This window comes from Leptotrichia shahii (assembly GCF_008327825.1).
GTDB classification, from domain to species: Bacteria; Fusobacteriota; Fusobacteriia; order Fusobacteriales; family Leptotrichiaceae; genus Leptotrichia; species Leptotrichia shahii.
In genome coordinates this window covers 779,883-797,672 of the sequence record NZ_AP019827.1, presented here as the reverse complement: position 1 = coordinate 797,672, position 17,790 = coordinate 779,883, and the positions used below count along the sequence as shown (strand labels likewise).

Genomic DNA, 17,790 nt, shown 5'->3' with positions numbered 1-17,790 from the left:
TTTACCTATTTTTTCTTATTTTTTGTATCTTTTTTATCTGTTTCTTCAGTATTTTCTGTTTCAATTGATTCTTCAGACTTTTCAGTTTTGCCGTTTATTTCAGCAATAAGCCCTCTTTCAAGGCAACTTTTTATTACTGATTTTTCTTGTATATCTACTTCAGTATCTACTTCATAACTAATTCCACCATAAATCATAGGTTTTAATGTTCTAAATTTCATCATTACCTCCTATTTAACTTTCAATATTTTTATAGCTTCAATATCATAAACCACAGGAAGTGGTCTTGATTCGGTTCTAATTTCTACAGTGTTAGATTTTGAATCTTCATCAGTAAATACTGAACGTTCTGCCACAATTATTCCTTGTTTCACATCTGCCGCTGGTCCGTACATAATTTTATTGTTGCTTGGTGCTAATAGAACTTTCCCTTCAGGGATTAAATCCTTATCGCTATAAGTTTTTCCATCAGCATTTAATACAGAGTATTGAGATTGATAAGAATAAATCGGCAACCCAAAAGGTGCTATTGTTCCAATATAAACGGCTCCTGCTGCTGTTTCTCTTGGATCTACTTTTCCTACGTTATAATTTTTTACATCCAACAACTTCTGAATTTTTTCATTATCTACAAATAATTTTGCTGCCACAGGATCCATTAATATCATTTCAGGTCTTAATCCTGTAACTTTCCCGATTTTTGTTATAGCTGCCTGTAAATCTCCAATTATATCAGCATTGGGTTGAGTCCATAAAACAGCTGGTGTAATTTCTTCAACTGTTCCAAAATTGATTTCTCCTTTTATTCCTTCGCCTTCTACAACCACTTTTCCATTAAACAATGCTTCAGTACACATTATTTCTTCTCTTCTTGTAATTTGTTCCTCAAATTCTGCAAAAGATTCTGCAAGTAAGTCTGCTTTTCTTTCCTCAGGACTTTTCCCGCCATAAATTGTTTCCCCTGCTGTCTTGTTAAAAAACAACTCAAAAGCCGAAAAAGTTCTTTTTGGTGCTACTTTTGGAGCTCGAAAAAATTTACTTTCATAAGTGTTCTTTACCATTTCTGTTCCTGGAACAAATTCAGATACATAAGGAGCTACAAGCTGTCTTCCTTTTCTAAATTCTATTTCCATTTTTTGATTTTCTGATGTTTTCCTATTTTTAAAATAACTGTCTTTTATAAATGATTTTGGTCTAATCACATTCTGGTCATACAACCCAATAAATTCTATTACTGCTGGCATTATTCCTTACCTCCTAATCCTTTTATTACAATACCTTTATCTCTAGCTGCTTTTGTAAAATCTGCTTTTTGTGTACCTGCTTTCACATTTAATCCCTCAAAAATAAATTCCCCTGAAATAGCTACAGTTGTTTTAGTTTTTGCTGTTGTTCCATCAGCATTTTCCATAACTATTCCAAATAAATCAGTTCCGTCTGAAAGTTCAGCAGTTGTATTTACAGCATCACCTCTTTTTACACTTTTACCTTGCGGAACTTCAAATTCCATATACCTGTGTCCTGTTCCGCTCAAAAATTGTTCACTGGCATATTCATTGCCTTTTGTTACAAAATCCATTTATTTTCCCTCCTCTGTTTTTTTATTCATTTTAGAAAAAATAGTCATAATATCAAGTCCCATAAACTGTTTTTCTTCTTTTTTGCCATGCGTTGTTCCATCATTCGCAGCTGGTGGTATAAAATTATCTTGGCTTTCGTTTTTAATATTTTGCAACTTTTGAGCTTTTTCTTCTTTTTGCTTTTTCAAAATATTAATAGCCAATTCACTAGCTGACATAGGATTAACATATTTAGCATTTTCTATTAATTCAGAATAATTATTAACTCCTATATCATCAATAGCTTTCAATCTTTCTCTTTCTTCCTCTTTTCCAATCTTTTTTCCCTCATTCAATACATAATCATACAAATCAGGAAATTGATTTTTTAACTCCTCTAAAGTCATTTTTACCTCCTTAGTGTTTTTTTTATTGTCAACAACAGCATCCTTTGATTTTCTAAAATTTTTAAATTTTGAAATATCAAAAGCCATGTTATTTATAATTAATTTGTTTTCTACAAATTCTTTTCCTACTTCTTCATCCACGATTTCATCAACAAATCCATATTCCTTAGCTGTTTCTGCGTCCATCCAAGTTTCATTATCCATTAGTTCAGATAAAGTTTCCTTATCAGTTTTTGTTTTATTTAAATATGTTTCAATAATACTGTTTTTAACCTTATTAAGCATTTCAACAGTTTTTTGCATTTCTTGATTATTCCCATAAGCAAAAGTAATTGGATTGTGAATCATAAACAATGCATTTTTAGGCATTCTTACAGTATCACAAGCACTTGTTATAATAGTTGCAGCACTCGCTGCCAAACCATCGATATTTGCCGTTACTTTAGCTTTGTGATTTTTAAGAGTGTTCGCTATTGCTACAGCACTAAATACACTCCCGCCTGGACTATTTATATGTAAAGTAATGTTTTTTACATCTCCAAGGTTTTCTATATCTTGTTTAAATACCTTATCGGATATATCATCCCAATACTCATCGTTTCCTATACTCCCATAAAGTATAAGTTCCGCCGTTTTTTCTTCCTCATTCTTCACTAGATTCCAAAATTTTAGTTGTTTCGGCATTTATTACCACTCCTTTCTCTTTTAATAATTTATTTTCTTTTGCTAAAATTCTTACATTTTGTTCAAAATCTCCACCATTAAGCTCCGCTGTTTCTCTAGTTCTAGTCGATAATCCATTATTAATTCTTATAACAGCAGCATTAGCCTCTTTTAATGGGTCAATTTGTCCTTGTGAAGGTCCGTTCCATTGTGAACCACACCAGGCTTTATCTATAAGAAAATCAGTTCCATAGTTTTTAAGTTCTATTCTCCCTAACAAATACGCTTCATTTAACCATTCTTCGTAAATTGGTTGAGTGAAATTCTCAGAAAACCACTCTCGTCTCTTTCTAAACATTTTCCATGCTTCTAAAAGTGCTGCACGGCTTGCTGAATAACTTGCCGTAAAATGCTTAATCAAAAGTTCATACGGAACTTCTAGGGCACTTCCTATTTGTCTTAAAATACTTGTCACAAACGGATCAAATTGTGCATTTGGTCTTCCTGGATTAGTAGCTTTTGCTTTTTCTCCTGGATTAAGTGAAGCAATCATTCCTGGCGCAAGTTCTATAGTTGTTTCATCTTCTGAATCTACCAACAAATCATTCTCAACCGCTTCAAGTTCTCCAACATCAGCTCCGCTTGGGCTGTCAGCTTCACTTTCAATAAAAATTGCATACAATCCGCTTATAACAGCAGCCATTAATTCTGCTTCAGTATAATTTCCAAGCTGTTTTAAATTTTCAATAACTGGTGACAATATTGGGATTCCCCTTATTTGCTCAGGTCTTTCAGTGAAAAGAAGATGAATTATGTTTTTTTGATTCTCACTTCCATAAACTTTAATAAATTTTTCTGTTACTGCACCAGTTGCATCCAACGGATGTTCAGATGAAACATAATAACCTTCAACTCTTCCATTTTTATCTATCTTTACTCCTTCAACTACACTTTTATCCGAAATCATATTATTAGGAGTATAAATTCTATCAGGCTCTAAAATTTCCAACTTCAAACTATACGGATTTTTAGGTGTTTCAAAATAATTTAATTTTATAAAGCACTCTCCATTTAGTAGCACTGTCAAAAATACAAGTTCTTGAACTTGATAAAAATTCATAGTTCCTAAATTATCAATCTTATCTTTCGACCAAAGTTCAAATTCTTTTTCAATCAATTCTTCTACCTTAGCCGCTTCATCATCACTTATCCCTATTGTTTCACTATCAATAGCCGCTTTTAATTTCAAACCACTTCCCACAACATTTGTATTAATGGTTTTCAATGCTCCAGTTGCAACAGAAGTTCCCATATATAAATCTCTTGAACGCTCAATCAATTTCTTACGATTTTTATAAATATCTTTTTTTACACCGCCCGCAGTACTCTGCCAACCTATCATTGCTTTTTTAGTAGTTGAAGCTCCGTGATTAGAATATCCTGTATTTAAAATTTCTAGTTTTCTTCTCGCTTTAAATCTTTCTACTCCTTTTTGCGGATTAAATACCGCCACTAAATTGTCAATTAAATTCATATCACACCTCTCTTTCTAACTTAAAGATTTCTAGGAACTCCTCTTCTCACTCTTCTTTTTCCAATACTATTTAATTTTTGTAATTCATTTTCCCAATAAGCTCTCCCTTTTCTTATTTCATCTATTCCCATTCGAGTAAGTTCTCTTGTCCCAATTTTGTAGCTTTTTCCTGTTAAAACTGCTCGTTCAGCTTTACCATATTCAACTATCATTTCTAAAATATATTCTCTTGAATAATTCGATTTTCCCATTTACTTAATTCCTTTCGACAGTATTTTTCTTCTTCTGCTAATTCTCTGTGTTCTTAATCCGTTTAATAAATCAGTTGAATACCTAATGTCTAAATCTGGATTAGCAATTCTTAATGCAGCCTGTGCATAGTTCCTGATGTCCAAAGGCTCATTCCTTTTATCTCCTATTGTTTTCCACTCAATTTTAGCCTGTCCTTTACTAAATGTGACAACCTTTATTTCAGATGTAAGCCCTTTGAAGTAAACTTCATCATATCCACGTTTAGGATTATTTGGATAGTGCATATATTTAGCTCCTGGTTCCGTTACTTTAAGATTGCTCATTATTGTATCTTTACCAGTATTAACTCCTAAAACAAATAAGGAAATTCCTCCTTTATTATTTTTGCTAGGTCGTGAAATAAGAGGTCTTCCAGCTTCTCCACTTCCTTTTATACCAAATATATTTAGTTGTTCCCTTGCCTTTACATACCTGTAAACGTCATCAGTATGATGCCCACCTGTATCAACACAAGCACAAGCAACTCTTATTTTTTCCCCATTCTGATATGAATAATCTTTCATCAGAACTTGGTCTAATTCGTTCCAAACATAAGGTAAAGCAGGGTTTCCCATTATCACTTTATAATAAATCCCCCAGCTTTCTTCACCTTTTGCCCATCCAACAATTTCAACTTCAAGCCTATTATCTTGAACATCGACACCAGCCGTAAGCACATTAACCCTGTCAGGGATTTCTACTTCCTCATATGTTCCATCTTCATGATTCAAGTATTCTCCATAATCTTCAGCCCTTGCCTGTATTTCCTCAAAATTAAATCTTTCAACTTTTTCTTCCCAGCATTCCCCGAGAGCTGTATTGACAAATACTTTCATAAGCTGTTCATCACCTTTTGCCGCTCTAAATTTACGAATTATGCTAGCCCATTTAGTAAACGGACTGTATAACTCCGATACATGAAATCCTCTTGAAACATGTGGGTCTACATCAGGATTAGTACTTCTCCATTCACCTTTAATAAGATTTCGTTTCCATTCGTATTCGCTCGAAGTTTCCATGCATTTCTCACATTTATGTGTAACATCTTCAAAAATAATATTTCCCCATTTCAAAGTTTGCATTTCACCACATTTTGGGCAAGGAATGTAATACTCATCTTTCGAGCTGTTCTCATATTCAAGTTCTATTCTGCTTCCGCCTTTGATTGTTGGTGTACTTGTCAAAACTATTTTACTGTTTGGCCAAGTTTTTACCCTTTCGATTGCCAGATTTAATGGGTCTCCCTCTTTTTTAGCACTTCTAGGGAAACGGTCAATTTCGTCCGCTAATAGAACCCTAATTGACCTACTTGCCAATTCTGAAGCTGAATTAGTCCCAGTTAAAACAATGTATCCGCCTGAAAACTCTTTTTGTCTTTTCGTATCTCTAGCATCGGAACTCTCAATAACTTTACTTCTAAGTTGCGGGGTCGATTGAATCATGTCATTGAGCCGTGTTGTTGAAAAATCAGCCGCCATATCTTTCGTGGGCATTAAAAACATAATCGGAGAAGGTTCGTAGTCCATAAAATATCCAACAGTATTCATAAGAATTTCTGTTTTTGATAACTGAGCTCCATACATCATCACAACTTTTTCTGTATTTTTATCAGAAATTGCCCTCATTACTTCTCTTTGAAATGGCACTCTGTCAGTTTTCCATTTTCCTGGAATTGCTGAACTTTTAGTTGATAAAACTCTATACATATCCGCCCAAGTATCAATTGTTAATTTTGGCGGTGGCTTTAAAACCAGGGCAATTTTTTTAAATAATTTAACTGTTCTTTTTAGGTCTTCCTCTAATTCTCTTTTCACTTTCAACTTTCACTTCCATATCTTCCTCATTTTCTACAAAAATTTTATTATTTTTAAACATATCTGGATCATATTCGCTAAGTTCCTCTAAAGCCTCAAATATTTCATCTTGAATAACATCCTGAATTTCCCCGAGATTATCCGAAGCAATAACTGCTGGTGCTACCTTGCTAGATATAGAAAGCAACTTTCCTTTAATGTTCATAAGCATATCAGTCATTACTTTTTCTACAATTGACGCTAAATGCAATTGATTTTTAGTTTCCTTAATTTTTAGGTCTTTTAGTTCAACATCTTTTTTTATTCGTTTTATCTCTTCCTTAATCTTTTCATCTTTCAAATTCAAATCCACATCATTTTTAGATTCAATATACTCAATATATCCAAGTACATTTTCCCAAAATAGATACTTGCCTTTTTCCGTTTTTTTTATTATTCCTTCACTAGCTAAATTGCGGAGGTGTCTATCTGTTATACCTAGCAATTTTGCTAACTCGTTTGCCTTTATTATCTGATTCTCTTTTACTAACATAACACCTCCATTTCGGAACGGAAACAAAACTTAAAAAAGCCATCATACATATTTTTTCTGGGGCTTCGAACCCGTTCGCTCTTTTTTGACCTCTCAGAAGTACCTTTTTTAATCAAAATTTCATTTTTTTGTTTTCGCTTTAACCTTGACTTGATATGCTCACTATTTTGAACATTTGCTCTCTATTTCTGTTAGCTTATCTCTCAATCCTTTGTCTTCTTCTCTCTGTTTCTTCATCCCTGCTCTACATCTATCAAGATATCTGTCATATATCATTATCTTTAATCCATCTACCTTGTTATCTATATCTTTTTCAATCTCTTCTAATTTGTCCAAGAGTTCCAAATTTCTTTTGATTCTTTCTTTTATGTATTTTTTTATCCCATAACAAATAATTTGAAATAGTATTAATATTACTGCTATATTAATAACAAAACTTGCAATCAATAATATAATTAACATCTGTTATCCCTTTCTTTGATTTTTAGATAAAAAAAGAGCCGACTTATAAATAGACTATTTCTAATCTATATATAAATCGACTCACAAACTTTTTGCTCTTGTCTTTATTCTATTGTATCACGCCATAGTTCTCTCCCTTTTAATTTCTTATCTTTGAATTTAAAAGTCACTTTGACTTCTCCTTTCATCGAAATCACTTTGAGTAGTTCTACAACGCAAAAAAATATATTTTTATCATTTTCAATTTGACTTATCTGCTCTTTACTAAGCATTTTATCACTCCTTTATTATACCTTACTTTATCAGTTTTTTCAAGTATTTGAGCTCTGTTTTTTCTTGAAAAAATTTAAAATTTTAAACAATAAACTTTTTTGATTTTCCCATTACTTCCTTTATGCCTTTCGAACAACTTTTCACATGTTTCAAATTATGATAGACTATATTACTTGCTCTTCGTTCAAATTGAAATCGTGCTTGCATAAAATACGACATATAAACTTTATGATTATTTAAAGTATTATTTGATAAAAATCCAATAAAATCTAATAACTCTTCTATATTTTCACCCTTTTTAAATAATTTAATTGCTTTAGTTATTTCGTTTTGTAATTCATCCAAACCTTTTTCAACGCTTTTATGTTTTGAATAATAATTTCCTAATCGACCATATTTAAGAACTCCACTATAATTTTTATGTTCCTTTTTCGCTTCTTCTATATATGATCTCATATTGTCTAGAGTCTTTTCTATCATATTTTTAGTCTTTTGTTCTTTGTATCCTTTAACAAACCAGAAGTCTGCTCGTTCTTTAGGTGGAATAATTTTTCTAAAAGCTCCCAAAGAATCACCTTCTATTTTGCACTCTTCACAACAAAAAAAGTACTCATAGTCAGGCATTTTCTTTTTAAAAATTCTAAATTCTAAACATCCGTCATCAATAATTTTCATGCCATTATATTGTTTTACCGCTTTGATATAGTTTCCACACTTGCCACATCGAAAAAGTGTTTCAACAAATTTCTTTTCCATTTTTGTCTCCTTTTTTAAATATGATTAATTATACCATTTTACACTCTAATTGCAAAAAATACAATCAAATTTATTATTGCGTAAATCAGCAGAATATTTAAAAACCAAAAAACTAAAAAATACATCACATTATAAGGCGTATAATTAATTTTAGTTATTCCTCTTAATTTCTTCTTTACATCTTCAACTAAAGCATACAGATAACTAACTAAAAAGAAAACTAAAAATATTGTAACTGCTGCACTTAAAATTCTCATTATTATTTCCATTTATTCCTCCTCTGTTATTACAATCGCATTATCAATTGTAACTCTGCGATTATTCTCACTTATTAAGTTTAACGATATTCTTCCGCTCTCATCCGAATCTCTTACTCTTATCATTCCTTTATATTCTTTTAAGAGTTTCCCATCGAGAGTATAAACCGTTACAGTTCTTTTTAATCCACTTGTATCGCTTTTCCAATCTTTTTGACTGTCTTCCCATCTTGCACAACTTCCTAATAATCCTAAAATTGCAATTCCTAATAATAATTTCTTCATTTTAATTCCCTTTCTTAAATTATTTTAAATCCATTTCGATACCCACATACCGAATGCAAAACTCACAACTAATTTAGCTAGATCTAAAAAATCTTTAGTTTGTTCAATTTGCACAACACCTATAAATGTAATTATAAAGCAAAACACTATCCTCATTATTTTTTTTGACATTTTCAAATCCTCCTATTTCTTTTTATACTTGTCTTTGTTCAGCACTTTTTCAAAAGTTGATATTTTATCATCTGTCCTGTTCCAAAAATCAAAATGTCCGTATTGTTTTTTCCAATTTTTTAAATTAAACTGCATTCTATCCTTGTTTTTCATGCTCCCTCCTAATTTCTATCGTTTTCCCTGCACCATCCAAACGTTCTCAACACCATTTTGCTGACTTCGACAAAATGGTTTTATCTTGAATCTATTATTTTCAATAAAAATTCATATTTCTAATAAAAACGACTTTTCGCGACTAATCTTTTTTACTGTAAATACTTCGTTTGTTTGTATTATCTCAGCCAAAACGACTTTCTGCGACTGAACTTTATTTCTCTGTAAATCCTTTAAAATGCCCTTTATATATTTTCTTTAATTCCTTAACTTCCTCATCAGTTTTTATTTCAAAAGGCTCTATATTCAACTCTTTCAATTTATCCATTAATTTATTTCTGCCACCACCAACTCCGTGATCTACTCCTATGTGCCACTCCATTGATAAAGGTAAATAACTGTTCCCTACACCTTTGTCGTATTTATAACCGCCTAATGCTCCTGCACTTTTAGAAATGTGTGCCAGCTGTGCATTCGGCTTTCCTGTAATAACACATATTTTCTTTTTCAACATCCAGTATACCCATTTCCTGTTTTCCTGACTTCTATACAGTTCGTGCATTTCCTGCCACATCGGTATATCCTTTTGCATAAAGAAATCAAACAAATAGTTCGTAAACTTTATTGCCTCGTCATTGCTTATCATCTTTAACGCCAAAGAAAATGTGCCGTCCAGCTTTATCAATAACATCTGCATTTCTTCTGTTGTAAAATCCAGCAAGGAATCAGTTAATACACTTACTTTTGTTTCGTTTGTATAATTCCTTTCCAATACAGACATTATTTTGTTTTTTAGTTTGCTTTCAAGATTTGAAAACGGTTTATAGTCTTTCACATTCTTTTCGCTTGAAACAATATATTTCTTTTTCAAGTATTCCTTAGCCTTATATTTGAAATAATCAGATACTCTAGGCTTTTCTTTGCTCGTTCTCCAGTTTATTTCTATTCCAGCTAGATAATAAGCATAGCAGTCTATAAACCAATATATCAATTTTTGGTTTTCTCTCGACATTCTTTTAGACATCCAAGTTTCCTTTCCGCCAGGCGTGTCTGAAATTAATATATCCTACAAACCTTTTCTTTTTAGTTTCCTCGTTTGGCTCATATTCCTTGTCTGAATTTTGGATTTTCTGGCGACTTTTAACTATGTTGTTAATTGAATATCCGTCGTATATTTTAGCTGCCTGATCTTGTGTTATTATTCCGTCCTCAACAAGTATTAGGCACATAACATATGTGTCGGGATTTTCAGCATTCCGTGTTTCCGGATATTCCTCTAAAATACTTCTAACTCTATTTTTTGCTAATCTTTTACCCATTATTCCTCCTAATTGAACAAGTCGCTAATTTCGTATCTGTAGTTTGTTCTTTTCTTTTGCTGAAACAATTGCTTTCCTAATTGCCTCACTTCATCTATATTAATACTTTTCTTGTTAGTTATTTTATAAAACTCATCAAAATTATGAATATCTATTGCATAAGTTTCTGATAAATCCCTAAAATTAAGTATCATATACGCTTTGACATTCTTTTTCTTTGCCTCAAGTCGTAAATTGTACAAAAATGTCTGTTGCTCATCTACAGTGCTTTTTATATTTGAAAAACTCATAGATTTTCCTAGAAAACTTTTTAACTCAACAAGGACAAGTTGCCCGTCCTTGAAAAGTAAAAAATCACATAAGTTTTTATTTTTAAATCTAACCATCTGTCCGTTAACAGTCCCTGTTGTTCCGTCTTTTAGTCTTTGTAAAAAGATTTCATCAGTATTAACACTATTTTTAAAATCTTCCTCAAATTTTTTCCCTGCGTTTGTTGCCATTATTTAACAACCTCCGCCTCTTGAATTGTTGCAAGTGTTGCTCCGTATATGCCGTCTTTTCCTTTTTTTGTAACCGTTATTTTCCCTTCATCAATAAACTTTTCAACAATTCTTGTACATTCCTTAGCCTGTATCTTAGTATTTAACTGAATATCACGTGCTTGGTAATAATACGGTTCATTCTTTTTCACAAACTCAAAAACCTTGTTTTCCTTTTTTGTTTTCTCCTTTTTCTCACGGCTCTGTTTCTTGCTTTCTGCAACGCTAAATGATTTCGCTGGGGAATTTATTGGCTGTTTGTTTTTTTCTTCGCTCACGCCTTTCTGTGTCGCTTTAGTGGTTTTATATTCAATCTTGTATGTTCCGTATTGTCCTTTCTCAATTCTTTCAACTGTACGATTGATTTTAAACTTAACCATTCTTATGATTTTTTCAATCATTTCAGTCTTGAATATCTTAGTGTTGTCAACTAAGCCTTTAATGATATTCTTAACCATTTTCACTTTGTTAATTTGTAATGCTATAACAAAGCAGTCAGCTATTTCTTCAATCATATCGCTATTATCTTTATAAAATGATTTACGCCAATTTTTGTGAGCTTCCTGTAGCTCTTCGATTTCCTCGTAAAGTTTCAGCAACTGTGGCTCTGCTCCAAAAAATCTTTTTATTTTTACAAGTTTTTCTCTGTCTTCTCTATTCAAAAGCAATTCCTTTGGATTTTCTCCAAATAACTTTTCTGAATTTATTTTTTTGATGATATTTCTTGAAATTTCATCAAGTTTATTCATGTCATCAATATCTGTAATTTCAAGCATTTCATTCAATCTTGTACAATATTCAGATTCTGTTACGTTCTCTCTTTGAGAATCAGTCAAGAAATTATTATATATAATTCCTGAAATCTTATCATTCGCAAACTCGATGTTTAATTTTAAATCACTTCTCTTGAATACAAACTGAACTTTCTTATCTTCCACATTCTTTTTAATTAATTTTGCATTTTCTAAATTGTATGCTCCTTTACAGCTGTTTATCATATAGTCTACTACATTATTTCCTAACATTTTATTTCCTCCTGATTTTATATATTTTGTTTATTTTCTCCATTTATCTCATCCCAATAAGCAATTTCTTGTATTTTTGAGCTTGAATTATTGCATTTTGCACACGAAAAATCACCATATTCCACATCATCAATTTCATCAAGTACTTCTCCATCTTTATCCATTTCTAAAATCTCAGAAATTCCGCCTGTTATGTCTTGATAAAAACAATTGCATCCACATTTCTTGCATTTCCACATTTTTTATCCTCCTATTAGCATTTTTTCTCTAAGTTCACTAAAATCAACTGCTCTAACTTCATTTTGCGGCTTATATTCTAGCTTAATAAAATTAAGATTTTTAGTATTTTTTATACCGACACTCGCATAAGTGATAAGTTTCAGTTTCGCTTGTCCAATGATTTTATATGTGCCTGAATAATAATTTTTTGTTTCGTATGGATTTTCTAAAAAATCCTTATAAATTCCATCAAACTGAAAATTTAAAAAATTATCAAATTCAACTTTGTCCATTGTGCAAATTCTACGCCAACCAAGAAAATCGATTACAGCATGAAGTCCTTTGTCCTCAAAAGCCACCATTCCTGAACTGCCGACTTTTCTAACCCCTTCAATCAACATTTTTTTAGCTAAAATCACTTGATGTTCGATGTCAGCAGTTTTTTTAGCAACTTCTAAAATTTCAGCTGGTTGTGGTATAAACCCACTTTTCCTAGTTTTTAAGATTTTGACAACCGCTTCTGCAAATTCTTTTTTAGTCAACTCATTTGCAATCGTCAAAAAATAAATAGTTGCGACACTTTCTTTGTCTTTTGTGTTTGGATAAGCTGTTAAAAGCAGTTTAAATACTTCGTTAAATTCTTGATTATTCATTTCCCGTCAATCCTCCTAATAAATTCGCAATGCTTTCGTCAGTTACTCCAACAAAGTCTTTTTCTTGATAATTTTGGAATTTTTTTTCTTTTTCAGAATTATTACTATTTGCTTTATCATCATAATTTCCTTCGAGCACTTTTAAGAAATTCGATTTGTTAATAAACCAATCGAACGCTATTTGCCACCCTGTTTTATTATTTCCTTGCAGAAAACTAGATGTGTGTATTTTTTCCATTGACTGTATTACTTCTTCCAGCGAATACTCTTTCAGCAAATTATTAATAACTCTCTTTCGTTTTTCAGTTATTTTTAATTGTGTACCTGATAATTTATATTCATGAGCAATTTCTATCCAGTTATTTTTTATTTCTTCACACACTCGTGAAAATTCATTTTTCACATGTATATATTCTTTAGTACTTACTTCTTTAGTATTTAATTTATTAGTATTTAATTTATTAGTATTTAATTCTTTAGTATTTAATTGTCCTTGATTTTCTACCGCTTGACTTTCTAGGGGTAGATTTTCTACACCTTGATTTTCTACCACTTGACTTTCTAACGTTTGTTCTTCTGTTGTTTGTTCTTTTTGTCTTTTATCAAGAGGTTTTTCAAAAATTTCATAAACATATTCTATTTTTTTATTTCCACGTTTTTTATTTGGAAATATTTTAGATATTCTTAAATACCCAAATTTTTTTAGCTCATTCAACCCTGTTTTTATAGCGGTTTCATTTTCAGCACATATCGAAGCTAATCCTGAAATTGAATAATCCCAATTTTCTGGTAGACTCAACATTAAAGTCAAAAGCCCTTTTGCTTTTAAGCTCATTCCTTTTTCTCTTAAATGATAATTTGATATTACCGTGTAATCACTCGTTTTATTTACTCTAAAAGTTGCCATTTTCTTTCCTCTCCCTATATCTTGTAATTTTCATAACTTTATGCTAAAATAAACACAAAATATAGATTTTTATGAATTTTTGTTAGCACTCTTCGGAGTGTTTCTTTGTTAATTAAATTTTCCCAGTCTCAATCTTTTCTGATCCCTTATTATGAAATATCCCTGACTGTTAAAATATATTTCATTTACCGTAGTCCTTTTTGTTCCTGAATCGAATAGAAGCGCACTTGCTTCTGTTACTTTTCCATGCCTCTTACTAATCCTCTTAATTTTTTCCCTATTCCCTGTCTCCTCTAAGATATACAAATTTTCATATCTTAGGCACTTTTCTAAAAATTCTTTAAACATTTTTTTCCTCCTTGAAAAACACAAAATATTGTGATATGCTAACTATGTTAGCATTAATTAGAAAAGAGTGCTAACAAAGTAATATACCAAATTTGAAATTATATATTTTGAGTTCTACTTGCCAGTATCTTCCAAATATATGATTCAGAAAGGAGGTGTTACTTAATGTCTTTAGATACAACTATTTTTAGAATATTAAAAGCCATTGATGTTGCTTACGAAGAAAATAATTTTAATTTTGATGAAACTCTAAACTTAAAAAAATTAGGCATTTCCGAAAGAAGACTAATTTTAATGTTAGAACAACTCAAAGAAAAAAATTATATAACAGGTATTTCAACAATAACTTCAATAAGCGGTCATATACATATCGGTATCAATAATCCTAGATTAACTTTAGAAGGTATGGATTTTTTAGAAAATAATACCACTATGAAAAAAGCCTACAAAATGCTTAAAGAAGCTAAAGAATGGGTTCCTGGTATGTAATTTAAAATTTCCTAAAATAATGTTTCAATTCAATTCCCAGTGTTTCGGTTATTAATTCGACATCTATTTCCGTTATTTCTGGGAATTTTTTTTCTATAATTTCTCTAAATTCTTTTGTAAGTTTTCTTATTTTGTCAATTCTGTCATTATAATCATAAAAGTTTATTTTTTCACTCATCTCACACCTCCTTCCTTTTCTTTTGGGGTTTTATATTATACGTTTTTTACGTATACAAAAACTAAAAAAATTTTATTCCCAAATCTATTTCTAGGACATCTTGCAATTTTTTTAATGTTTCTACAGAAGGAAATTTCCCATCTTTCAACTTAGTTAGATTATCAGAAAAAGTTTGTGGCTTCATTCCTATTATTTCTGATACCTTTTTTTGTGTCATCTTTTTATCTCTAATACTAAAAATTATTTTAGAATATATTTTTCGTGTTATCTCCATATTTTCCATTTTTTTCACCTCATATTTATTTTATACGATTTTTACGTATATGTCAAGTGAAAAAAAGAAGCATTTCACAGCTTCTGTATCTTTAATTATTTTTTAGTTTTAGAATCTTTCAAATCTTCATCTGTTAATGTTAAAGCAGTAAGTTTTAAAAGAAATACTTGCCAATATTCTCCACCTTCTTCTAAAGATTTTTTAGCTTCATTTGCTTTTTTAGGAGATTGTAAGTCATCGAACCATTTCAACAATTTATTTACTGCTTCTTGTTTAGCTGAGTAAGCATTTTTTCCAAGTGTTATCGTCTCTTCACATTGTTTGTCAAATTCACTATCTCCTGTTTTGTTACATTTTAAATTTCTTAAATTCCCCCGGATTTCAAATATTGTATTTTTTGATTTTTCTGCATATTCATAGGCAGTATATACATCACTTTTTTGTATCGCATTTGTCATGCTATTCCATAAATCTAAATGTTCTTTTTCGTATTTCAGAAACTCTACTCTTATTCTTGTTTTTTGGATTTTCACATTATCTTCTATATTTTTTGTTGTTTCTGCATTATTTTCAGTTGTTGATGTATCTTTTGTTTCAATTTCTTTTGCTGGTTTTTCTTTCTCAATCCCTTCCTTTTTTGGAAATGCAACAACGAGAATTAATAAAGATATTATAGTAATTGCCATATTGATTTTATCTTTTTTAGTTCTGGTGTTAATAACTTTAATTTCTGCCTCTCTTTTACTCATAATCTTTCTATACTCTTTTGTTTCGGCGATTTCCTTTAAATAAGTTTTAAATACCTTAAAACCAAAATATCCAAAAATTATTAAAAATATCAAAAACATTTACTTTTTCTCCTTATTATTTTTTGGTTCTAGAACCTACTTTTCAACTCCGCCAATCTCATCAATGTTTTTTTCACAAATACGCTAATATTTCACATATCTTTTCATTTCTTCTAACACCTGCAATCCTAGATCACAATTTCTAGCAACTTCATAACTAACTTCTTCCTGAAACTTCATTAATTCTGCTCCAAATTCGTTGGCTTCGTTTTCGAGTTCAGAAGTATAATTTAAAAAATTCATTTTCATAAATCCAATTTTTTCTGAATTGTGTAAAATTGCATGTCCTAATTCATGGCACAACACAATTAGTTTAGAGTATTCATCAAGTTTTTCATTTAAAAAAATATACTTTCTACGCAGAACTTTTTGAAACCATCCTTTTGGTTTGCCTAAATCACGACATATTATTGTTATTTTTAATCTTCTACATAACTCATACGGATTCCTAGTATTGTATTTCTCTATAAGATTTTTTACTCTCAATTTTATGTTCTTCCCTCTAACTTTTCTCATACGTCACTCCAATATCATTTTCTTTTATTTTTAGATTTAGCATCATAAAAAGCTTCAAGTAGACTATCTCTCATTTTCATCTTATCCTCTTCACTGACTTTTTCATCATTAAAAAAATGACTCGCTGAATTTAATATATTTTCAAACTGATTTCGTTCTCTCTTGTTCATTTTAGGTTCTAATATTTTTTCTGAAATATCTTTAGGGACATATGTAGAAAAAAGTCTTTCTCTTTCGTTTTCTGTTAAATTCAATGCTTTAGAAAGTTTTTCCAATGTTTTGATTGTTGTTTTATTTTTTCCACGTTCTATATCTCCAATAGTTCCGTTCCCAACTTTTGATTTTTCAGACAATTCTTTTATTGTATAATTTCTATTTTCTCGTAGTTGTTTTAAAACTATGCCTAATTCGTTCATAACGTACACCTTTATCCTTATAAAATCTTATTATTTATATTATTATACAATATTTTTTCAAAAAAATAATATTTTTGCTTGACATATACGTAAAAATCGTATATAATAATCTTGTAAGTGAAACAAATATTTTTTTTAAACAATTCATACGTTCATAACGTATGAAGATTAGGAGATGATAATATGAGTTACAGTGAAGCATTAAAATTTTCAGAAGGAGCAGAAAGAGCAAGAGACTTGGCGTGGGCTAGAAAATGTGAAGAAGAAGACAGGGCAATAGAAGAATACAACGATTTCTGCAATCATTTAGAAAATGAATTTAAAGAATTTAAAGCAAAATATGAAAATCAATTACAATATATTTCGTTAGAAGAACTGCACGATTACTTGATTTCAAGATACGAAGAAAAAGATTTTGGTTTTGAACCATTTGAAAGCCTTGTATTAGACTATATAGAAAATGCAAAGGCTTGGGAAGACTGGGAAAAGAAAAATCCTGATTACACAGATGAGCAAGAGGAAGAGTTTGACGCCGAGTATAAAAAGATACGTGATGAAATGGCTGCTATTTTGTATAAAAATAAGATTTAGGAGAAATGTAATGGACAAGATGTGTGAACTTGCAAAAGCCGTAAGCGACTTGAAACTTACAAAGAACGAAATAAGGAAAGGGCTAAGCGGGTTTGAGGTTTTAACAATTTCTAAAAGATGTAAAACAACAGTAAACGAAACTTGTGAACTTATAGAACGTCTTTTGGAAAAAAACACAAATTTAAAATTTTTAAAAAATAAAGGAGATAACAACAATGAAATTTGAAGCAGTAACATTAGTAAACAGCAACAACGAGAAAGTGAAAAAGGAAAGAGAAGCTAAGAAATTGAAAAATAGAATCAAGAAATTG

Annotated in this window: 31 protein-coding genes; 3 read left to right on the top strand and 28 right to left on the bottom strand. The window is 30.6% G+C overall.

All coding sequences use genetic code 11. The features are described 5' to 3' along the window. Nucleotides 1-5: 5 nt before the first annotated feature. From F1564_RS03705 to F1564_RS03610, 23 genes are all read right to left on the bottom strand, one after another. Complete coding sequence (locus F1564_RS03705; protein ID WP_018450288.1) at nt 6-221, bottom strand: hypothetical protein; 216 nt, start codon at nt 219-221, stop codon at nt 6-8. 9 nt (nt 222-230) lie between these two features. Then, nucleotides 231-1,244, bottom strand: coding sequence for a major capsid protein (locus F1564_RS03700; protein WP_018450289.1), 1,014 nt, complete (start codon nt 1,242-1,244; stop codon nt 231-233). Beyond that, entirely contained in the window at nt 1,244-1,579 is a 336-nt protein-coding gene (locus F1564_RS03695) for a hypothetical protein (protein WP_018450290.1), read from the bottom strand. The genes F1564_RS03700 and F1564_RS03695 overlap by 1 nt, the downstream gene beginning before the upstream one ends. Then, a complete protein-coding gene (locus tag F1564_RS03690; protein WP_018450291.1) occupies nt 1,580-2,650 on the bottom strand; it encodes a head maturation protease, ClpP-related in 1,071 nt (356 codons plus the stop codon). Then, nucleotides 2,610-4,163, bottom strand: a complete 1,554-nt coding sequence (locus F1564_RS03685) for a phage portal protein (protein WP_018450292.1) — start codon at nt 4,161-4,163, stop codon at nt 2,610-2,612. The genes F1564_RS03690 and F1564_RS03685 overlap by 41 nt, the downstream gene beginning before the upstream one ends. 20 nt (nt 4,164-4,183) lie before the next feature. Then, on the bottom strand, nt 4,184-4,414 hold the full coding sequence (locus tag F1564_RS03680) for a DUF6148 family protein (RefSeq protein ID WP_018450293.1): 231 nt from the start codon (nt 4,412-4,414) through the stop codon (nt 4,184-4,186). Next, nucleotides 4,415-6,268, bottom strand: coding sequence for a phage terminase large subunit family protein (locus tag F1564_RS03675; RefSeq protein ID WP_040505616.1), 1,854 nt, complete (start codon nt 6,266-6,268; stop codon nt 4,415-4,417). It abuts the gene before it with no gap. Next, on the bottom strand, nt 6,228-6,800 hold the full coding sequence (locus F1564_RS03670) for a MerR family transcriptional regulator (protein WP_018450295.1): 573 nt from the start codon (nt 6,798-6,800) through the stop codon (nt 6,228-6,230). Before F1564_RS03670 ends, F1564_RS03675 begins: the two co-directional genes overlap by 41 nt. Nucleotides 6,801-6,962: 162 nt before the next feature. Then, nucleotides 6,963-7,262, bottom strand: coding sequence for a hypothetical protein (locus tag F1564_RS03665; RefSeq protein ID WP_018450296.1), 300 nt, complete (start codon nt 7,260-7,262; stop codon nt 6,963-6,965). 104 nt (nt 7,263-7,366) lie between these two features. Beyond that, entirely contained in the window at nt 7,367-7,534 is a 168-nt protein-coding gene (locus tag F1564_RS10105; protein WP_018450297.1) for a hypothetical protein, read from the bottom strand. An 82-nt stretch (nt 7,535-7,616) separates the two neighbouring features. After that, nucleotides 7,617-8,291 (bottom strand): hypothetical protein, encoded by a 675-nt coding sequence (locus tag F1564_RS03660; RefSeq protein WP_018450298.1) that lies wholly within the window; start codon nt 8,289-8,291, stop codon nt 7,617-7,619. A 38-nt stretch (nt 8,292-8,329) separates the two neighbouring features. Further along, nucleotides 8,330-8,560 (bottom strand): hypothetical protein, encoded by a 231-nt coding sequence (locus tag F1564_RS03655; RefSeq protein ID WP_018450299.1) that lies wholly within the window; start codon nt 8,558-8,560, stop codon nt 8,330-8,332. Beyond that, nucleotides 8,561-8,833 carry a hypothetical protein gene (locus tag F1564_RS03650; protein ID WP_018450300.1) on the bottom strand — a complete coding sequence of 91 codons (273 nt, stop codon included), beginning with the start codon at nt 8,831-8,833 and terminating at the stop codon, nt 8,561-8,563. 24 nt (nt 8,834-8,857) lie between these two features. Next, nucleotides 8,858-9,004 carry a hypothetical protein gene (locus F1564_RS10100; RefSeq protein WP_018450301.1) on the bottom strand — a complete coding sequence of 49 codons (147 nt, stop codon included), beginning with the start codon at nt 9,002-9,004 and terminating at the stop codon, nt 8,858-8,860. Nucleotides 9,005-9,016: 12 nt separating this feature from the next. After that, entirely contained in the window at nt 9,017-9,157 is a 141-nt protein-coding gene (locus F1564_RS10095; RefSeq protein ID WP_018450302.1) for a hypothetical protein, read from the bottom strand. Nucleotides 9,158-9,371: 214 nt separating this feature from the next. Then, nucleotides 9,372-10,181 (bottom strand): putative HNHc nuclease, encoded by an 810-nt coding sequence (locus tag F1564_RS03645; protein WP_018450303.1) that lies wholly within the window; start codon nt 10,179-10,181, stop codon nt 9,372-9,374. Continuing rightward, the gene (locus F1564_RS03640) at nt 10,174-10,476 is read right to left on the bottom strand and encodes a hypothetical protein (RefSeq protein WP_018450304.1); all 303 of its coding nucleotides are present in this window, start codon (nt 10,474-10,476) and stop codon (nt 10,174-10,176) included. The genes F1564_RS03645 and F1564_RS03640 overlap by 8 nt, the downstream gene beginning before the upstream one ends. Nucleotides 10,477-10,484: 8 nt before the next feature. Continuing rightward, a complete protein-coding gene (locus tag F1564_RS03635; protein ID WP_018450305.1) occupies nt 10,485-10,976 on the bottom strand; it encodes a Holliday junction resolvase RecU in 492 nt (163 codons plus the stop codon). Next, nucleotides 10,976-12,040, bottom strand: coding sequence for a nucleoside triphosphate pyrophosphohydrolase family protein (locus F1564_RS03630; RefSeq protein WP_018450306.1), 1,065 nt, complete (start codon nt 12,038-12,040; stop codon nt 10,976-10,978). The genes F1564_RS03635 and F1564_RS03630 overlap by 1 nt, the downstream gene beginning before the upstream one ends. Nucleotides 12,041-12,057: 17 nt before the next feature. Next, nucleotides 12,058-12,279: a hypothetical protein gene (locus F1564_RS03625; RefSeq protein ID WP_018450307.1), complete on the bottom strand. Its 222-nt coding sequence runs from the start codon at nt 12,277-12,279 to the stop codon at nt 12,058-12,060. Between the two features lie 3 nt (nt 12,280-12,282). Continuing rightward, complete coding sequence (locus tag F1564_RS03620; RefSeq protein WP_018450308.1) at nt 12,283-12,912, bottom strand: hypothetical protein; 630 nt, start codon at nt 12,910-12,912, stop codon at nt 12,283-12,285. Continuing rightward, nucleotides 12,905-13,819, bottom strand: coding sequence for a helix-turn-helix domain-containing protein (locus F1564_RS10090; protein WP_018450309.1), 915 nt, complete (start codon nt 13,817-13,819; stop codon nt 12,905-12,907). Before F1564_RS10090 ends, F1564_RS03620 begins: the two co-directional genes overlap by 8 nt. Before the next feature lie 108 nt (nt 13,820-13,927). Next, complete coding sequence (locus F1564_RS03610; protein WP_018450310.1) at nt 13,928-14,167, bottom strand: hypothetical protein; 240 nt, start codon at nt 14,165-14,167, stop codon at nt 13,928-13,930. A gap of 165 nt (nt 14,168-14,332) precedes the next feature. Between F1564_RS03610 and F1564_RS03605 the strand changes: the two genes are divergently transcribed. Beyond that, complete coding sequence (locus F1564_RS03605; protein WP_018450311.1) at nt 14,333-14,656, top strand: YjcQ family protein; 324 nt, start codon at nt 14,333-14,335, stop codon at nt 14,654-14,656. A gap of 1 nt (nt 14,657) precedes the next feature. Here F1564_RS03605 and F1564_RS10085 read toward each other — a convergent pair whose 3' ends face one another. The 5 genes from F1564_RS10085 to F1564_RS03585 all read right to left on the bottom strand — a co-directional run bounded on the left by F1564_RS10085 (nt 14,658) and on the right by F1564_RS03585 (nt 16,888). Further along, entirely contained in the window at nt 14,658-14,834 is a 177-nt protein-coding gene (locus F1564_RS10085) for a hypothetical protein (RefSeq protein WP_018450312.1), read from the bottom strand. Between the two features lie 61 nt (nt 14,835-14,895). After that, nucleotides 14,896-15,117, bottom strand: a complete 222-nt coding sequence (locus tag F1564_RS03600) for a helix-turn-helix domain-containing protein (RefSeq protein ID WP_018450313.1) — start codon at nt 15,115-15,117, stop codon at nt 14,896-14,898. 86 nt (nt 15,118-15,203) lie between these two features. Continuing rightward, a complete protein-coding gene (locus F1564_RS03595) occupies nt 15,204-15,956 on the bottom strand; it encodes a hypothetical protein (RefSeq protein WP_018450314.1) in 753 nt (250 codons plus the stop codon). Between the two features lie 84 nt (nt 15,957-16,040). Then, nucleotides 16,041-16,472 carry an ImmA/IrrE family metallo-endopeptidase gene (locus F1564_RS03590; protein ID WP_018450315.1) on the bottom strand — a complete coding sequence of 144 codons (432 nt, stop codon included), beginning with the start codon at nt 16,470-16,472 and terminating at the stop codon, nt 16,041-16,043. Between the two features lie 14 nt (nt 16,473-16,486). After that, the gene (locus F1564_RS03585; RefSeq protein WP_018450316.1) at nt 16,487-16,888 is read right to left on the bottom strand and encodes a helix-turn-helix domain-containing protein; all 402 of its coding nucleotides are present in this window, start codon (nt 16,886-16,888) and stop codon (nt 16,487-16,489) included. 183 nt (nt 16,889-17,071) lie between these two features. On the opposite strand from F1564_RS03585, the gene F1564_RS03580 reads away from it, so the two are divergent. Together F1564_RS03580 and F1564_RS03575 are read left to right on the top strand one after the other, a co-directional pair. Beyond that, the gene (locus F1564_RS03580) at nt 17,072-17,479 is read left to right on the top strand and encodes a hypothetical protein (RefSeq protein ID WP_018450317.1); all 408 of its coding nucleotides are present in this window, start codon (nt 17,072-17,074) and stop codon (nt 17,477-17,479) included. Nucleotides 17,480-17,489: 10 nt separating this feature from the next. Then, on the top strand, nt 17,490-17,705 hold the full coding sequence (locus F1564_RS03575) for a hypothetical protein (RefSeq protein ID WP_018450318.1): 216 nt from the start codon (nt 17,490-17,492) through the stop codon (nt 17,703-17,705). The last annotated feature ends 85 nt before the right edge of the window (nt 17,706-17,790 follow it).

Bases quoted from the DNA above. Each gene is read 5' to 3' on its own strand.
- F1564_RS03705 (WP_018450288.1), bottom strand. From the start codon at position 221: ATGAAATTTAGAACATTAAAACCTATGATTTATGGTGGAATTAGTTAT.
- F1564_RS03700 (WP_018450289.1), bottom strand. From the start codon at position 1,244: ATGCCAGCAGTAATAGAATTTATTGGGTTGTATGACCAGAATGTGATT.
- F1564_RS03695 (WP_018450290.1), bottom strand. From the start codon at position 1,579: ATGGATTTTGTAACAAAAGGCAATGAATATGCCAGTGAACAATTTTTG.
- F1564_RS03690 (WP_018450291.1), bottom strand. From the start codon at position 2,650: ATGCCGAAACAACTAAAATTTTGGAATCTAGTGAAGAATGAGGAAGAA.
- F1564_RS03685 (WP_018450292.1), bottom strand. From the start codon at position 4,163: ATGAATTTAATTGACAATTTAGTGGCGGTATTTAATCCGCAAAAAGGA.
- F1564_RS03680 (WP_018450293.1), bottom strand. From the start codon at position 4,414: ATGGGAAAATCGAATTATTCAAGAGAATATATTTTAGAAATGATAGTT.
- F1564_RS03670 (WP_018450295.1), bottom strand. From the start codon at position 6,800: ATGTTAGTAAAAGAGAATCAGATAATAAAGGCAAACGAGTTAGCAAAA.
- F1564_RS03665 (WP_018450296.1), bottom strand. From the start codon at position 7,262: ATGTTAATTATATTATTGATTGCAAGTTTTGTTATTAATATAGCAGTA.
- F1564_RS10105 (WP_018450297.1), bottom strand. From the start codon at position 7,534: ATGCTTAGTAAAGAGCAGATAAGTCAAATTGAAAATGATAAAAATATA.
- F1564_RS03660 (WP_018450298.1), bottom strand. From the start codon at position 8,291: ATGGAAAAGAAATTTGTTGAAACACTTTTTCGATGTGGCAAGTGTGGA.
- F1564_RS03655 (WP_018450299.1), bottom strand. From the start codon at position 8,560: ATGGAAATAATAATGAGAATTTTAAGTGCAGCAGTTACAATATTTTTA.
- F1564_RS03650 (WP_018450300.1), bottom strand. From the start codon at position 8,833: ATGAAGAAATTATTATTAGGAATTGCAATTTTAGGATTATTAGGAAGT.
- F1564_RS10100 (WP_018450301.1), bottom strand. From the start codon at position 9,004: ATGTCAAAAAAAATAATGAGGATAGTGTTTTGCTTTATAATTACATTT.
- F1564_RS10095 (WP_018450302.1), bottom strand. From the start codon at position 9,157: ATGAAAAACAAGGATAGAATGCAGTTTAATTTAAAAAATTGGAAAAAA.
- F1564_RS03645 (WP_018450303.1), bottom strand. From the start codon at position 10,181: ATGTCTAAAAGAATGTCGAGAGAAAACCAAAAATTGATATATTGGTTT.
- F1564_RS03640 (WP_018450304.1), bottom strand. From the start codon at position 10,476: ATGGGTAAAAGATTAGCAAAAAATAGAGTTAGAAGTATTTTAGAGGAA.
- F1564_RS03635 (WP_018450305.1), bottom strand. From the start codon at position 10,976: ATGGCAACAAACGCAGGGAAAAAATTTGAGGAAGATTTTAAAAATAGT.
- F1564_RS03630 (WP_018450306.1), bottom strand. From the start codon at position 12,040: ATGTTAGGAAATAATGTAGTAGACTATATGATAAACAGCTGTAAAGGA.
- F1564_RS03625 (WP_018450307.1), bottom strand. From the start codon at position 12,279: ATGTGGAAATGCAAGAAATGTGGATGCAATTGTTTTTATCAAGACATA.
- F1564_RS03620 (WP_018450308.1), bottom strand. From the start codon at position 12,912: ATGAATAATCAAGAATTTAACGAAGTATTTAAACTGCTTTTAACAGCT.
- F1564_RS10090 (WP_018450309.1), bottom strand. From the start codon at position 13,819: ATGGCAACTTTTAGAGTAAATAAAACGAGTGATTACACGGTAATATCA.
- F1564_RS03610 (WP_018450310.1), bottom strand. From the start codon at position 14,167: ATGTTTAAAGAATTTTTAGAAAAGTGCCTAAGATATGAAAATTTGTAT.
- F1564_RS03605 (WP_018450311.1), top strand. From the start codon at position 14,333: ATGTCTTTAGATACAACTATTTTTAGAATATTAAAAGCCATTGATGTT.
- F1564_RS10085 (WP_018450312.1), bottom strand. From the start codon at position 14,834: ATGAGTGAAAAAATAAACTTTTATGATTATAATGACAGAATTGACAAA.
- F1564_RS03600 (WP_018450313.1), bottom strand. From the start codon at position 15,117: ATGGAAAATATGGAGATAACACGAAAAATATATTCTAAAATAATTTTT.
- F1564_RS03595 (WP_018450314.1), bottom strand. From the start codon at position 15,956: ATGTTTTTGATATTTTTAATAATTTTTGGATATTTTGGTTTTAAGGTA.
- F1564_RS03590 (WP_018450315.1), bottom strand. From the start codon at position 16,472: ATGAGAAAAGTTAGAGGGAAGAACATAAAATTGAGAGTAAAAAATCTT.
- F1564_RS03585 (WP_018450316.1), bottom strand. From the start codon at position 16,888: ATGAACGAATTAGGCATAGTTTTAAAACAACTACGAGAAAATAGAAAT.
- F1564_RS03580 (WP_018450317.1), top strand. From the start codon at position 17,072: ATGAGTTACAGTGAAGCATTAAAATTTTCAGAAGGAGCAGAAAGAGCA.
- F1564_RS03575 (WP_018450318.1), top strand. From the start codon at position 17,490: ATGGACAAGATGTGTGAACTTGCAAAAGCCGTAAGCGACTTGAAACTT.